Origin of the sequence: Ruegeria sp. HKCCA4812 (assembly GCF_013034245.1) — a bacterium.
GTDB lineage: Bacteria > Pseudomonadota > Alphaproteobacteria > Rhodobacterales > Rhodobacteraceae > Ruegeria.
On record NZ_WQFQ01000003.1, the window covers coordinates 242,875 to 257,820 of the forward strand.

At 58.6% G+C, this 14,946-nt stretch carries 17 protein-coding genes; 14 read left to right on the top strand and 3 right to left on the bottom strand.

Features of this window, described 5'->3' with window-relative positions; all coding sequences use genetic code 11:
* The first annotated feature begins 104 nt into the window (after positions 1–104).
* Positions 105–968: a hypothetical protein gene (locus GOW04_RS11490; RefSeq protein WP_171232633.1), complete on the top strand. Its 864-nt coding sequence runs from the start codon at positions 105–107 to the stop codon at positions 966–968.
* Here GOW04_RS11490 and GOW04_RS11495 read toward each other — a convergent pair.
* Positions 951–1,772 carry a phytanoyl-CoA dioxygenase family protein gene (locus GOW04_RS11495; protein WP_171232634.1) on the bottom strand — a complete coding sequence of 274 codons (822 nt, stop codon included), beginning with the start codon at positions 1,770–1,772 and terminating at the stop codon, positions 951–953. The genes GOW04_RS11490 and GOW04_RS11495 overlap by 18 nt on opposite strands.
* Positions 1,773–1,856: 84 nt before the next feature.
* Between GOW04_RS11495 and GOW04_RS11500 the strand changes: the two genes are divergently transcribed.
* Positions 1,857–2,753, top strand: a complete 897-nt coding sequence (locus tag GOW04_RS11500) for a LysR substrate-binding domain-containing protein (protein WP_171232635.1) — start codon at positions 1,857–1,859, stop codon at positions 2,751–2,753.
* 6 nt (positions 2,754–2,759) lie between these two features.
* Here GOW04_RS11500 and irrA read toward each other — a convergent pair whose 3' ends face one another.
* Positions 2,760–3,176: an iron response transcriptional regulator IrrA gene (gene irrA / locus GOW04_RS11505; protein ID WP_171232636.1), complete on the bottom strand. Its 417-nt coding sequence runs from the start codon at positions 3,174–3,176 to the stop codon at positions 2,760–2,762.
* Positions 3,177–3,362: 186 nt separating this feature from the next.
* On the opposite strand from irrA, the gene fabA reads away from it, so the two are divergent.
* The 3 genes from fabA to GOW04_RS11520 are packed head-to-tail and all read left to right on the top strand — an operon-like array spanning position 3,363 to position 5,930.
* Positions 3,363–3,872 (top strand): bifunctional 3-hydroxydecanoyl-ACP dehydratase/trans-2-decenoyl-ACP isomerase, encoded by a 510-nt coding sequence (fabA, locus tag GOW04_RS11510; RefSeq protein WP_152457158.1) that lies wholly within the window; start codon positions 3,363–3,365, stop codon positions 3,870–3,872.
* A gap of 31 nt (positions 3,873–3,903) precedes the next feature.
* Positions 3,904–5,133, top strand: coding sequence for a beta-ketoacyl-ACP synthase I (gene fabB / locus GOW04_RS11515; protein WP_171117367.1), 1,230 nt, complete (start codon positions 3,904–3,906; stop codon positions 5,131–5,133).
* A 5-nt stretch (positions 5,134–5,138) separates the two neighbouring features.
* Positions 5,139–5,930, top strand: a complete 792-nt coding sequence (locus GOW04_RS11520) for an enoyl-ACP reductase (protein WP_171117365.1) — start codon at positions 5,139–5,141, stop codon at positions 5,928–5,930.
* 271 nt (positions 5,931–6,201) lie between these two features.
* On the opposite strand, the gene GOW04_RS11525 is transcribed toward GOW04_RS11520, so the two are convergent.
* Positions 6,202–6,630, bottom strand: a complete 429-nt coding sequence (locus GOW04_RS11525; RefSeq protein WP_171117363.1) for a peptidylprolyl isomerase — start codon at positions 6,628–6,630, stop codon at positions 6,202–6,204.
* Positions 6,631–6,756: 126 nt separating this feature from the next.
* On the opposite strand from GOW04_RS11525, the gene GOW04_RS11530 reads away from it, so the two are divergent.
* The 9 genes from GOW04_RS11530 (at position 6,757) to GOW04_RS11570 (ending at position 14,946) form a co-directional block, all read left to right on the top strand.
* Positions 6,757–7,443, top strand: a complete 687-nt coding sequence (locus GOW04_RS11530; RefSeq protein WP_171232637.1) for a haloacid dehalogenase type II — start codon at positions 6,757–6,759, stop codon at positions 7,441–7,443.
* A complete protein-coding gene (locus GOW04_RS11535; protein WP_171232638.1) occupies positions 7,443–8,273 on the top strand; it encodes an alpha/beta fold hydrolase in 831 nt (276 codons plus the stop codon). The genes GOW04_RS11530 and GOW04_RS11535 overlap by 1 nt, the downstream gene beginning before the upstream one ends.
* Complete coding sequence (locus GOW04_RS11540) at positions 8,270–9,244, top strand: threonine/serine dehydratase (protein WP_171232639.1); 975 nt, start codon at positions 8,270–8,272, stop codon at positions 9,242–9,244. The genes GOW04_RS11535 and GOW04_RS11540 overlap by 4 nt, the downstream gene beginning before the upstream one ends.
* A gap of 59 nt (positions 9,245–9,303) precedes the next feature.
* On the top strand, positions 9,304–10,092 hold the full coding sequence (gene pcaD / locus GOW04_RS11545; protein WP_171232760.1) for a 3-oxoadipate enol-lactonase: 789 nt from the start codon (positions 9,304–9,306) through the stop codon (positions 10,090–10,092).
* A gap of 12 nt (positions 10,093–10,104) precedes the next feature.
* Complete coding sequence (locus GOW04_RS11550; protein ID WP_171232640.1) at positions 10,105–10,818, top strand: alpha/beta fold hydrolase; 714 nt, start codon at positions 10,105–10,107, stop codon at positions 10,816–10,818.
* 100 nt (positions 10,819–10,918) lie between these two features.
* Complete coding sequence (locus tag GOW04_RS11555; RefSeq protein ID WP_171232641.1) at positions 10,919–12,118, top strand: TCR/Tet family MFS transporter; 1,200 nt, start codon at positions 10,919–10,921, stop codon at positions 12,116–12,118.
* A gap of 82 nt (positions 12,119–12,200) precedes the next feature.
* Positions 12,201–13,295, top strand: a complete 1,095-nt coding sequence (locus tag GOW04_RS11560; RefSeq protein WP_171232642.1) for a Zn-dependent alcohol dehydrogenase — start codon at positions 12,201–12,203, stop codon at positions 13,293–13,295.
* Positions 13,296–13,314: 19 nt separating this feature from the next.
* A complete protein-coding gene (locus tag GOW04_RS11565) occupies positions 13,315–14,547 on the top strand; it encodes a mandelate racemase/muconate lactonizing enzyme family protein (protein WP_171232643.1) in 1,233 nt (410 codons plus the stop codon).
* 111 nt (positions 14,548–14,658) lie between these two features.
* Entirely contained in the window at positions 14,659–14,946 is a 288-nt protein-coding gene (locus tag GOW04_RS11570) for a helix-turn-helix transcriptional regulator (RefSeq protein ID WP_170345119.1), read from the top strand.

The window sequence follows — 14,946 nt, forward strand, 5'->3', positions numbered from 1 at the left end:
GCTGGATCGGCGTCATCTATACGCTTCGAACGCCGCTTGCAATGCGGGCGCAATTACCCGAATTTGGCAGGACTTTCCAGCAAGGCCGGACCAAAAAGCACCCGATGACGTACGATTCCCTCGACCATTTCCTGAAATCGGGACAGGCCGCACTGTCCAAAGGCCCCGTAGCATTGATTTTTGCCGAGGACGACGTTGAGCTGGCCAGCTCGCTGCACCATCATCTAAGGCTCGGCTTCAAATCCGTGATCGTCTTTGCCCCGGACGAGTTTCACCTGACAGAGGACCTGTCCGCCAAGGTGCATCGGATCAATTTGAAAAGTGTTCCCCGGCTGGTCGTGTTCGAAACCATAAACAGGATCATTCAGGCCGCACCCGGCATCTGGATGTATTATTGCTACAACGCCGAATACCTGTTCTTTCCCTACTGCGAAACGCGCAGCGTGGGCGAGATGCTTGTCTTTCATGGTGAAGAGCGTCGCAATGCGATGCTCAGCTATGTCATTGACCTGTACGCCGAGGATCTGACCACACATCCCAATGGAGTGGCCCCCGATCAGGCCATGTTCGACAGTGTTGGCTATTATTCCCATACCCGCCACGACCCAAGCGGCCAACCGCTGGACCGTCAGGTGGATCTTTCCGGTGGGTTGCGATGGCGGTTCGAGGACCACATTCCCTACGAACGTCGCAGGATCGACCGCATCGCATTGTTCAAAGCGCAAAAAAACCTGGTGCTGAAACCCGATCACACCTTCAACGAACCGGAATACAATACCTATTCCTGCCCCTGGCATCACAACCTGACGGCAGCCATTTGTTCCTTCCGTGCCGCGAAGGCTCTGAAATCCAATGCGGGGTCAACCTTTGACATCCGAAGCTTTCGCTGGCGCAACTCGGTGCCGTTTGAATGGCAGTCCCGCCAGCTGCTGGATCTCGGGCTGATCGAATCAGGTCAGTGGTTCTGAGCCGGCCTGGCGCTGCAACAAGATCGGAAACCAGTCCTCGCGCAGGCGCTGTCCCGGCGTCATGTCATGACCGGGAAACGGGGGCGAGGTTCGGCCGGGGCGCTCTACATACCGGGCATCGTCGCCCACCAGCCGCAGTGAAAAGGCGCGGCGACGGCTGTCCGACTGGTTTCCGCGCGCACCGTGCAGCGTGCGATAGTTGAAAGCGACGGCATCGCCGGGCTCCATCTCGAATTCGACGATCTTCATACCTTCGGCATCCGGATCCGGCACAGGGATGTACTGACCTTCATCCGGGAAATAGCCGTCCTCGGAAACCCATCGGGTCGGCAGAACTTCTTTCTCCCATCGGTGCGACCCGGCGACACACCGCAGCGTCGCCTGCCTGACCGGATCAAGCGGAGACCAGAAGCTGATCGTCTGCTGACCCTCGACGAAATAATATGGGCCGTCCTGATGCCACGGTGTCGCCATCGACGTACCGGGTTCCTTGACCAGCACGTGATCGTGAAACATCTGAACGCGTCTCGATTGCATCAGATCCGCGGCAACCTCAGCTGCGGGAGACGTCTCGATCACGTCGCGGAACTGCGGAATCCGAGTCCAATTGCAGTAATCATCAAAGAAACGACCTGTTTCACCCGCCTTCTTGTTTTCCGAGGCATAGGGACCGGGATCGGCCATATTCACGGCCACACCATCGCGCAGTTGATCCACGTGATCCGCAAACAGCCCCTTGACCAGTACGACACCGTCGGCCTGATAAGTGTCGATCATCTGCTGAGAAACAAGAGGGTGTGGCATCGGAAGCTCCTGAAGTTTTTTTTGTTTTTGCCCGGAACAATGTATTCTGTTCAAATCATATCTTTCGAAGTTATTATTAAGCTCATGTTATATATTTCGCTGCGCCAATATGAATATATCTGTGCAGTCGGGCGTCACGGCAGTTTGTCGGCGGCAGCCCAGCATCTCAATGTTTCGCAACCGGCCTTGTCCACTGCGCTGACGCGTGTTGAAGCCCATTTGGGGTATCCGCTGTTCGTTCGCCGCCGAGGCGCAGCCATGGCACTGACACCTCAGGGACGTACGTTCATAGACCAAGCCGAGGTCTTGCTGAAAAATGCTGCGCGAATCGAAACGTCCGTTACCTCTGCGCCGGGCACCTCCAGGCTGAGATTGGGCTGCTTTACGGACCTGGCCCCCTTCCTTTTGGCCCCGGCCCTGCAACTTCTCCGCGACACGTTCACCGATATCAACCTTACATACGTGGCCGGGTCTTTCGAAGGGCTGCTGAATGGATTGATGGATGGCCAGATTGACATTGCAATCACATACGATCTGACCATGGATGCGGGGTTCGCCCGTACAAAGCTGTTCGACAGCAGGCCGAAGGCGTTGATGTCCCCGGATCATCCATTGGCGACAACCACGGAAGCCACCCTTGCAGCGCTGGAAGGTTATCCGTTGATTCTGTCTTCGGAAGGATTGTCAGCCCAACACATTCTCGGCCTGTTCCGGCAAAACGGGCTGCGCCCTACCGTCGCGCACCGGGCCGCATCCCTTGAGATTCAACGCAGCCTTGCCGCCCATGGTGAGGGAATCGGGATCAGCTATACCAGCCCACCCAGCAGCGTCAGCTATGACAACAAGCATCTGGTCAGCGTACCGATTGCCAATCCGGACACAGCAGAATCCGTCGTTCTGGCACGGCACGGCACAGGGCCCTCTGACACGGTCATAGAAAAGGCCGAACGTGTTTTGGTGGCCGGGCTGACAGGCGTTTAAGGTCTGTTACTTCTTGCGCAAGCGAATGACGACATCGACAGATGCGATTTCGACACCTTCCGGCGCCTCGGGAAGGCGCTGAATGACCAGCTGATCCGACGGCGCATCACTTAGCCTTGCGTCGTCTTCCCAGTAAAAATGGGGATGATCATGCGTGTTCGTGTCGAAATAGCTTTTCGATCCGTCCACTGTGATTTCTTGCAGCACACCCGCATCGCAAAAAGCGCGCAGAGTGTTGTAGACCGTTGCCAGAGACACCGCATCCCCGTTCGCCTTTGCCGAGTCAAAAAGGCTTTCTGCGGTGACATGGCGATGGCGGCCGTCGCCCACCAGAAGTTCGGCCAGCGCCACGCGCTGACGCGTAGGTCGCAAGCCCGCATTCACCAGCCAACCTGTTGCGATTTCGCGGCTCTGAGGTGTCATTGATCCGATACCCGTTATTGCTGCCTTTATATATAGGGGCGCATCACCGGCAATTACAAATGAAATTCATTCGCAAGATAAGAACCAACACAACATGATGTGGCGCGCCGCTCTTGCAGGACCTTGCAAACGGGTGTTAGACGAAGCCAGATGTAAAGACAGACCCCCGGCAGGAAAGGTGGCAGAATGGCCCAGTTCCCTAGCAGTTTTGACAAAGATGATCTGCTGAAATGCGCTCGCGGTGAGTTATTTGGCCCCGGCAACGCACAATTGCCCGCCCCACCGATGCTGATGATGGACCGGATCACCGACATCTCTGCCGATGGCGGTCTGCACGGCAAGGGCCATGTGCTGGCCGAATTCGACATCACACCCGACCTTTGGTTTTTTGAGTGCCACTTTCCGGGCAACCCGATCATGCCGGGCTGTCTGGGGCTGGACGGGCTTTGGCAACTGACCGGTTTCAACCTTGGCTGGCGTGGATGGCAGGGGCGCGGCATGGCCGTTGGCGTCGGCGAAGTAAAGCTGACCGGCATGGTGCGCCCGGACCGCAAGATGCTGACGTATAAAATCGATTTCAAAAAAGCGATTCAAACGCGCCGCCTGACAATGGGTGTGGCGGATGGCATTGTCGAAGCCGATGGCGAGATGATTTATGATGTCAAGGACATGAAGGTCGTTCTGTCCGAGGCCTGAGCCTGAACGGTCTGAAACAAGGAGTGCGCACATGCGTCGAGTAGTCGTCACCGGTCTGGGGGTTGTGTCCTCGATCGGGAACAATGCCGAAGAGGTTCTGACCTCGCTCAAAGCAGGTAAATCCGGGATCGTGGCCAGCGAACAGATGGCGGAACATGGTTTTCGCAGCCAGATCGCGGGAACGCTCAAGATCGACGTGGCCCAGCATGTGGACAAGCGCACATTGCGCTTCATGGGTCCAGGGGCGGCCTATGCACATATCGCCATGAGCCAGGCGATTGCCGATTCCGGGCTAACCGAAGACCAGATCGTTAATCCACGCACCGGGTTGGTTGCGGGCTCTGGCGGACCATCGACCAGCGCGATGCTGACGGCGCATCAGACCGTTCTGAAGACGGGCGCGACCAAGCGCATCGGGCCGTTTGCCGTGCCGAAATGCATGTGCTCGACGATCTCGGCCAATCTGGCGACGGCGTTCAAGATTAAGGGCATCAACTATTCGATCACGTCGGCCTGCTCGACCTCGCTGCATTGCATCGGCAACGCGGCAGAACAGATCATGCTTGGCAAGCAGGACGTCATGTTCGCCGGCGGCGGTGAAGAACTGGACTGGACGCTTTCCTGCCTGTTCGATGCAATGGGCGCGATGTCGTCGAAATATAATGACACACCCGATAAAGCCTCGCGCGCGTTCGACGAAAACCGCGATGGTTTCGTGATTTCGGGCGGTGGTGGAATCGTTGTTCTGGAAGAGCTGGACCACGCCCTGGCCCGCGGCGCCAAGATTTATGCTGAAGTTACGGGTTATGCCGCAACTTCAGACGGCCACGACATGGTTGCTCCTTCAGGTGAGGGCGGCGAGCGCGCGATGAGACTTGCTCTGAGTACCCTGCCCGAGGGGCGCAAGGTCGGCTATATCAATGCTCACGGCACCTCGACCCCCGTCGGCGATGTGGGTGAGGTAGAGGCGGTGCGCCGAATCTTTGGCGAAGGCAACGTACCCCCCATCTCCTCGACAAAGTCGATGACAGGACACGCTCAGGGCGCGGCGGGCGCGCTTGAGACGATTTTCTGCCTGCTGATGCTGGAAAATGATTTCATTACACCATCGATCAATGTCGACACGCTTGCCGAAGGCATTCAGCCCGGTGAAATTGCAACTCAAGTGGTTGAAAACGCAGGACTGGACAGTGTCATGACCAACAGCTTCGGCTTTGGTGGCACGAACGGGTCCATGGTTCTTTCAAAGTATAACGGGTGAAAGTAATGTCGGATCTTCTCAAAGGTAAACGCGGCCTGATCATGGGCGTGGCCAATGACCGCTCGATTGCGTGGGGCATTGCCAAGGCCATGCACGAGGCTGGCGCCGAACTGGCATTCACCTATCAGGGCGAGGCATTCGGAAAACGGCTGGAGCCGCTGGCTCAGAGCCTGGGCAGCGATTTCATGGTCGATGCGGATGTCACCGACGACGAGTCGCTGGATCGCGCTTTTGGCGAGCTGGCCGAACGTTGGCCCACCATAGATTTCCTGGTCCATGCTATCGCCTATTCGGATAAGTCCGAGTTGACAGGTCGGTTCCTGAATACCACACGGGCGAATTTCAAGCATTCGATGGATGTTTCGGCCTATTCCTTCATCGAGGTCGCGCGTCGCGCCTATCCGATGATGAAAGACAATGGCGGTTCCCTGTTGACCCTGACTTATCAGGGTTCCAACCGGGTTGTGCCCAACTACAACGTGATGGGTGTCGCAAAGGCTGCGCTGGAATCAGCAACGCGCTATCTGGCCAACGATCTTGGCCCCGATGGCATCCGCGTGAATGCGATTTCCCCGGGGCCGATGAGAACCCTTGCCGGTGCAGCCATCGGCGGCGCACGCAAGACCTACAAATTCTGCGATCAGAATGCACCGATGCGCTCTAACGCCACACTTGAAGCTGTCGGCGGAACGGCTGTGTACCTGACGTCAGATGCCGGTGCCTGCACGACGGGTGAGATCATCCGCGTTGACGGTGGTTTCCACGTTCTGGGCATGCCTCAACCCGAATCCATGTGACCATATCTTTCCCTGCCGTTGCCCAGATTTTACCATCATTTAGCGGCAGGTAATCGATATGAGCAAACTTGACCAGATCATTGCAAATAATGCACGCGTCACGCAAAGCAGGCGAAAACCCGGCTTTCTCAGCCAACGGGCTAGGGTGCTATTGCTTACGTTGACTTCGCTGCTGCTGGTATTTGTCTTCTTTACGCAGCCACAGGTGCGGGCCGCGTTTCACGCTCTGATAGGGTGAGATCCGGGCCGGACATCCGGCCCGAACCATGTCTCAGTTGACTGAAACGACTTCGATCTCGAAAACCAGATCCTGCCCTGCCAGCGGATGATTTGCATCCAGGGTAACGGTGGCGTCGTTTGAATCCACAACCGTTACAGGCACGGCCTGACCTTCTGGCGTTTGCATCTGCAACTGTGTCCCTGGATCCAGGGGGATGTCGTCTGGAATGCCTTCACGGGGAATTTCCTGACGCATCGCCGGGTTGATCGGGCCGTAGGCGTCGGTGCAGGCAATCTCGACCCGCGTCTTGTCCCCGGTGGACAGGCCCGGCATGGCACGGTCCAGACCCGGGATGATCTGGCCCGACCCGACCACGAATTCCAGCGGATCACGCCCGTCCGAGCTGTCAAAGACTTTGCCGTCCAGCAACGTCCCGGTGTAGTGGATGCGAACCGTGTCGCCTTGTTTGATTTCGGTCATCGTGGCCTCCGGCCGTTCCAAGGGGTTAAGCGGCCAACCCTATAGGTTGACACAATGTTGTAAACCCTCGGCTCTTTCACCCCCTGCGCCGATGTGCCAACCTGCGCGCAATCAAAGGAGGATCATATGGCGATCACGACCTGTGTGTTCGACGCCTACGGAACATTGTTCGATGTTGCCGCGGCTGCCCGACAGGCGGCAGACGAGCCGGGTTTCGAAGCCCTGAAAGACAAATGGACCACCGTTGCGGGGCATTGGCGTCTGAAACAACTGCAATACACATGGCTGCGCGCCGTGGCGGATGCGCATGCGGATTTCTGGGACGTCACCCAGGACGGGCTGGATTGGGCTCTGGAGGCCACAGGCCTGCAAGGCAACCCGGAACTGCGCCAACGTCTGCTTGATCTCTATTGGGAATTGCAGGCCTATCCCGAAGTTCCGGCCATGCTGAAAGCCCTCAAGGATGGTGGGCTGCACACGGCGATCCTGTCCAACGGGTCGCCCCCCATGCTGGACGGAGCCGTAAAGTCCGCCGGAATCGGCGATGTATTGGATAATGTTCTGTCGGTCGAAAGCGTCGGCATCTTCAAACCCCACGCCCGTGTCTATGATCTGGTGCAAGACAGGTTTGGCTGCGCACGCGATGAGGTCTTGTTCGTCAGTTCGAACGGCTGGGACGCTGCCGGGGCCAGCGGGTACGGTTTTGTGACCGCATGGGTCAATCGGATTGGTGAACCCATGGATCGCCTTCCCTGGACACCTGCGCATGTGCTGTCCGATCTGACCTCGATTCCCAAGCTGGCAGGTCTCTGATGTCAGAATTCATGACAACGGACGGCAGGCGCATCTATTTCGAAGAGGCTGGCACCGGCACGCCGCTTTTGTGTCTGGCCGGTCTGACCCGAAACAGCCGCGACTTTTCGTTTTTTGCGCCACATGCCTCGGGCCTGCGCATGATCGCCATGGATTACAGGGGGCGCGGGCGTTCGGAATACGACCCCGATTTCATGAACTACAATATCTTCCGCGAATCCCATGACGCGATTGAGCTGCTCGATCATCTGGGGATCGCCAAAGCAGTCATTCTGGGAACATCGCGCGGCGGGCTGATCGCCATGGCGCTGGCCGCAAGCCACTCCGAACGTCTGGCCGCCGTAATTCTGAATGACGTGGGGCCGGTTATCGAGCCGTCAGGTATCGCCAAGATAATGGCCTACGTGGGGGCGCAGCCCACGGCCAAAACCTATGATGAAGCCGCCGCCGAATTGAAACACGTAATGGAGCCGCAATTTCCCGGTGTTCCACTGGAAACCTGGCGCAAACAGGCAGAATTTCAGTATGAAATGCGCAAGGATGGGCTGAAGTTGCGATATGATCCAGCCTTGCGCAAGGCGCTTCTTGAACAAGCTGCAAGCGGGGCAGCCCCTGATCTATGGGTGTTCTTCGAAGCCTTGCGCGACATTCCCACCGGTGTGATCCGGGGCGCGAATTCCGATGTTCTGGGCGTGGCCACTCTGGCCGAGATGCGGCACCGACACCCGGGCCTGATCTCGGTCGAGGTACCGGATCGTGGGCATGTTCCTTTCCTGAACGAACCCCAATCACTGGACCTGATACAGAAGGTATTGAAGAACGCCGCATGAGCACATTTGAGATGATCGAAGCCGCCGCAGAACGGCTGAAAGGACACGTTCGCGAAACGCCGATCCTGTCGTCGCCCTTTCTCGACACGCTTGCGGGCCGCCGGATTTGGGTCAAACCGGAATGCCTGCAACATACCGGCAGTTTCAAGTTTCGCGGCGCGTGGTCGGCCATTTCGGCGCTGGATGAGGGCATACGCCAGCGTGGAGTGATCGCATATTCATCGGGCAACCATGCGCAAGGAGTTGCGATGGCCGCCGCGAAGCACGGGATTGCCTCGGTCATTGTCATGCCGTCGGACGCGCCGCAACTCAAGATCGACAACACCCGCGCGCTGGGCGGCGAAGTCGTTTTGTACGATCGTGCGAATGAAAGACGGGAGGAAATAGGCGAAGCCATCGCTGCCGAACGTGGTCTGACCCTGATCCGCCCCTATGACGAACCGCAGGTCATCGCGGGGCAAGGCACAACCGGGCTGGAAATCGCCAGGCAGGCCGCGGAAATTGGGGTTTCGCAGGCGGATGTTCTGATCTGTTGCGGCGGCGGAGGTTTGATCTCGGGCATTGCGCTGGCGCTGGAGAAACACGCGCCGAATTTGCGGGCGCGCCCCTGTGAGCCGGAAGGGTTCGACGACGTCAAACGATCCTTGGCGTCAGGTCGCATTCAAAACAACAATGCGGCGTCGGGTAACATATGCGATGCGATCCTGACACCGCAGCCCGGCGACATCACCTTTCCGATCCTTCACCGTCTTTGCGGCCCCGGACTTTCTGTCACCGAAGACGAGGCATTGCAGGCCATGGCATATGCCTTTCTGCGCCTTAAAATCGTGTTGGAACCCGGCGGCGCCGTAGCCCTGGCCGCGGCCCTTTTCCGGGGCGACGAGATCGAAGGCGACGACGTGATCGTCGTCACATCGGGCGGGAATGTCGATCCGGGAATATTTGCTAAGGCGTTGGAATTCCTGACCTGACATGGGTGCGAAAGCTGTGCAAATTGCATCAGGACCGCATGACGACAAGGACCTTTGTCATGATGATCGCTGATCTGGGCGACGTGAAACTGAACTATCGCATCGACGGCCCCACGGACGGTGCACCCATTGTGTTTGCCAATTCCCTGGGAACCGACCTGCATCTTTGGGACGCGGTGCTGCCATACATGCCCGACGGGCTGCGCGTCATCCGGTATGACAAACGTGGGCACGGGCAATCCTCGGTGCTCCCTGCACCCTATTCGATGGGCGCTTTGGTGCGGGATGCCGAGGCGCTGCTGGATCACCTTCAGGTTCGCGATTGCGTCTTTGTCGGCCTCTCGATTGGCGGGATGATCGCGCAGGGGCTGGCGGTCAAACGCATGGACCAGATTCGTGCGCTGGTGCTGTCGAACACCGCTGCCAAGATCGCCACGCCTTCGATCTGGCAAGAGCGTATTCAGGCGGTGCGAAAGGGCGGGATCGAGACTCTGGCCGATGCCACGATGGAGCGTTGGTTCTCGCGCGAATTCCGCCGCGCCCAAAATCACCTGCCCTGGCGCGATATGATGGTCAGCCAACCAGTCGAAGGGTATCTGGGCTGCTGTGCTGCCATTGCCGGTACCGACTTTTATACCCCCACAAGCGGCCTGCGCCTGCCCACGCTTGGGATTGCGGGCAGCGAAGACGGATCGACCCCGCCCGATCTAGTGCGGGAAACGATTGATCTTGTTCCCGGATCCCGATTTCGGCTGATCCGCCGCGCAGGACATTTGCCTTGCGTTGAGAATCCCGCGGAATACGCAGAGATCCTGACCGGATTTCTGACCGAAATCGGACATGTCTGAAGGAGAATGACAATGGCGTCCTTCCTGTTGGTCCATGGCTCGTGTCACGGCGCCTGGTGCTGGCGCGACCTGATCCCCGCTTTGGAAGCCCTGGGCCATACCGCCCGCGCCATCGACATGCCCAGCCATGGTGCAGACCCCACGCCGGTGGCCGACGTCACGCTGGACATTTGCCGCGATGCCATTTTGAACGCCTGTACACCCGATACGATCGTCGTCGGCCATTCCTGGGCTGGCTTTCCGATCAGCGCAGCGGCCGAGGCGCGCCCGGATGCGATGCGCGCTTTGATTTACCTGTGTGCCTATGTCCCCCGGGATGGTCTTTCGATGGCGGAAATGCGTAGGCGCGGGCCGCGGCAAACCATTGCGCACGCAGTGGAAAAATCTGCGGACGGGCTTTCCTATACCGTGTCCGTGGATGCGATCCCACAGCTGTTTTATCACGATTGCCCGGACGACGTCCTGCCATACGCATACGCGCGCCTGTGTCCGCAAGCCATCCTGCCACAAGAAACACCGCTGCCTATCGGCCCACGCTTTGCCAAAGTTCCCAAGGCCTATATCCGAACAACCGACGACCACACGATACCGACCGAGTACCAGGCAGACATGAGCGCCTGCGTCCCCGAAAACCTTCGACGTACAATCGACAGCTCGCATTCGCCGTTTTTTTCACATCCGCAGGAATTGGCTGAGCTTCTGTCCGAACTGGCGGGCAAACTCTAGCAACCTGCCGCAACGACATGGGGTGTCCGGCGGAACTGTCTCTTTCCTCATTCGTCGTGCATGACTAGGGTGCCGCTCACAACTCATTTGTTCAGGTCCCATGCGTCTGCCGTTTTTCTTCATCCTCGGCATCGTCATGATCGATGCTATGGGCATTGGTCTTGTGATGCCGATCATGCCGCAACTGATTGTCGAGGTTCAGGGCGGCACCCTGGCCAATGCCGCGATCTGGGGCGGTGTGCTGAGCACAGCCTTTGCCGCGATGCAATTCATCTTCGGCCCCATTCTGGGAAACCTTTCCGATGCTTACGGGCGCAGAACGGTATTGCTGGTGTCCTTGTTCGTCATGGCGCTGGACTATGTCGTCATGGCCATGGCGGGCAGCATCTGGCTTTTGCTGGTCGGACGTATCGTCGGCGGCATCACGGCGGCCACCCATTCGACAGCGGCGGCTTTCATGGCCGATGTGTCCGCCCCAAAAGACAAGGCCGCAAATTTCGGCCTTCTGGGCGCGGCATTTGGCGTGGGGTTCGTTCTGGGTCCGGTGATCGGCGGATTGCTAAGCGAATTTGGAACCCGCGCACCGTTCTGGGCTGCTGCGGGTTTGGCGGCGTTGACCTTCTGCATCGGATATTTCGTGATGCCCGAAACGGTGACCGATGAAAACAGGCGTGCCTTCAACCTGCGACGCGCGAACCCGGTGAACTCGCTTCGCGCCATAGCATCATTGCCCGGCATCCAGCCGATGCTGTGGGTCTATTTCCTGTATTCGGTTTCAATTTACGTCTATCCGGCCATCTGGTCCTATTTCACGACCGAGCGCTTCGGTTGGTCCGCGCAGATGATCGGCCTGTCGCTTGGAATCTATGGTATCGGCATGGCCGTCGTGCAAGGCGGTCTGATCCGCCCGGCCATCCGGCTTTTGGGCGAGCGGGCAACAATCATCTATGGCATGATCTTTGAAATCATAAGCTTCGCCATTCTGGCCTTTCTGACCAACGGCCTGATCGCACTGCTTCTCATTCCGATTACCGCCATTGGGGCGGTCATCACGCCCGCCCTTCAGGCGATGATGTCACGGGCCACACCAGACTCTCAGCAAGGTGAATTGCAAGGTGTCCTGACTGCGTTGCATGCGCTTTCGATGGTGATCTCACCGTTGGTGATGACCAGCGTATTCGCGCAGTTCATTCGACCTGACACCCCGCTCTACCTGCCCGGCGCCCCTTTTCTGCTGGCACTCTTGTTGATGCTGGCAGGGTTCCTTCTGTTCAGACGGTCCCGGCCTGTCGTAGCGTAACAACGACACGCAAATGGCGGTTTCTGCCTTGCGAGCCGCCTTTTCCCGCGCCACCGTGAACCCAACGGGAGTGAGGGACAGCATGCAAAAAATCAAAGCCGCAGTCTGCCGGGCATTTGGCGAGCCACTGGTGATCGAAGACGTTCATCTGGCCCCCCCTGGCACGGGCGAGGTCGAGGTGACACTGGATGCCGTGGCCATCTGCCATTCGGACATTTCCTATGCCGAAGGCGCATGGGGAGGGTTCCTGCCAGCCGTTTATGGGCACGAAGCCGCAGGCGTGATCACAGCAGTCGGAGAGGCGGCCGGGGATTTCAAGGTCGGCGACCCTGTGGTGGTGACCCTGATCCGCGCCTGCGGGTCTTGCCCTGCCTGCGCAGGCGGGCAACCGACAATTTGCGAAACACCCTACGACACTGTCAAAGGTCCATTGAAAACAGGCGATGGCGGCCCGCTTGAACAAGCGATGGCATGCGGGGCCTTTGCCGAAAAGGTCGTGGTAAGCCACCGCCAGATCGTCAAAATCCCGGATGACCTGCCCAAGGAACTGGCCAGCTTGCTGTCCTGCGGTGTGATCACCGGGGTCGGCGCTGCGGTGAATGCGGCAGGCGTGCGCCCCGGCCAGGACGTGGTGGTCATTGGGGCAGGCGGTGTCGGCCTGAACGCAATTCAAGGCGCGCGGATTGCAGGCGCCCGGCGGATCGTGGCCGTGGACATGACCGAAGAAAAGCTTGAGATCGCCAAAGAGTTCGGCGCAACCCACGGCGTCCTTGCCAGCTTGGATCAACCTTGGAAAGCCGCATACAGGGCGCTGGGGGGGCGCGGTGCCGATGCCGTTCTGATCACTGTCGGCGCGGTTCCCGCTTATGATCAGGCTCCGCGTTATCTTGGGCGCGGCGGCAAGGCGATCATGATCGGGATGCCACATTCCGGTGACATGGCCAGCTATGAACCTGTTGTATTGGCAGCCCTGGGCCAGGGTATCGTCGGGTCGAAAATGGGCGACGTGGTCATTCAGCGCGACATACCATGGATGGTGGACCTGTATAAGCAGGGGCGGCTGAAACTGGACGAGCTGATCTCGGGCCGCTGGTCTCTGGATCAGATCAACGAGGCCATCGCCGACACCAAAACCGGATCGGCCAAGCGAAATGTGATCCTGTTCGACAGGACCTGACCCACCGAAAGGATTTGGGATGAAACTTCAGGATCTCGACGTCATCGTCACCGCCCCGCCCGCACCTGGCTGGGGAGGGCGATACTGGATACTTGTCAAAGTGACGACCGATACCGGCATCACGGGATGGGGTGAATGTTATGCCTCGTCCGTAGGCCCCGAAGCGATGCGTCATGTCATTCAGGACGTGTTCGACCGGCATATGTTGGGAGAAAACCCCGAAAACATTGAACTCATGTTCCGCCGCGCCTATTCCAGCGGCTTTACGCAGCGCCCGGACCTGACGGTGATGGGCGCATTCTCGGGGTTGGAAATCGCCTGTTGGGACATTCTGGGCAAAGATCGCGACAGGCCGGTGCATGCGCTGCTGGGCGGCAGGATGAATGACCGGATCCGGGCCTATACTTACCTTTACCCCCTGCCCCAGCACAACCTGAACGATTTCTGGACCTCTGCCGAACAGGCCGGTGAAACGGCGGCGGAAATGGTAAGCCGTGGCTACACCGCCGTGAAATTCGACCCCGCAGGCCCCTATACCATCCGCGGCGGGCACATGCCCGCGATGCGCGACATTTCCATATCCGTCGCCTTCTGCAAGGCGATCCGCGAGGCCGTGGGGGACAGGGCCGATCTGCTGTTCGGCACCCATGGCCAGTTCAACACAGCCGGTGCAATTCGGCTGGGGCAGGCGTTGGAACCATTCCAACCCCTGTGGTTCGAGGAACCTACGCCGCCGGACAATATCGAAGACATGGCCCGCGTCGCGCGCAATGTACGCATTCCGGTTGCCACCGGAGAACGGATGACCACAAAGGCCGAATTCGGAGCCGTCCTGCGCGCCGGAGCCGCCGAAATCCTGCAACCGGCCCTGGGACGCGCAGGCGGAATATGGGAGATGAAGAAAGTCGCCGCCATGGCCGAGGTCTTCAACGCGCAGATGGCGCCGCACCTGTATGCCGGCCCGGTGGAATGGGCCGCCAATATTCATCTGGCGGCGTCCATTCCCAACCTGCTGCTTCTGGAAACCATCGAAACACCTTTCCACGATCAACTGATCAAGGGCTCGATCCGGGTCGAGAATGGCTTTGTCGCCGCCCCGGATGCTCCGGGCCTTGGGATCGATGTCGATGAAGACCTGGCCCGCGCGCACCCATATGACGGAGACGGTTTGCATCTGCAAATGCAGGAAGACCCATGCGATTACGTTGAAGGCAACGCTTTTCAAGGGGGCGCCCCGGCAACCGAGGGGTGACAATATCAATGGCCTTGATGCATATTGGCAGCACAAACGCGATATGACGGTCTGAAAGTGGCACTTAACGAAACCGAACCTCAGGAACACCCAACAGACGCTCTGCCGGACATGAAAGACAATGCTGCACGCGCGGCTGCATTTCTTAAAACACTGGCGCACGAGGGGCGTCTGATGATCTTGTGCCATCTTGGTGGTGGTGAAAAATCCGTTGGCCAACTTGAAGAGCTGCTTCAGCTGCGGCAGGCCGCAGTCAGCCAGATGCTGGCGCGCCTGCGCGAGGAAGAGTTGGTCTCGACGCGTCGGGAAGGCAAAACGATCTATTATTCATTGCGCGACGGCGCCACGGAAAAAGTGATCCGTCTGCTTTATGATTTGTTCTGCAACACGGACTGCTGA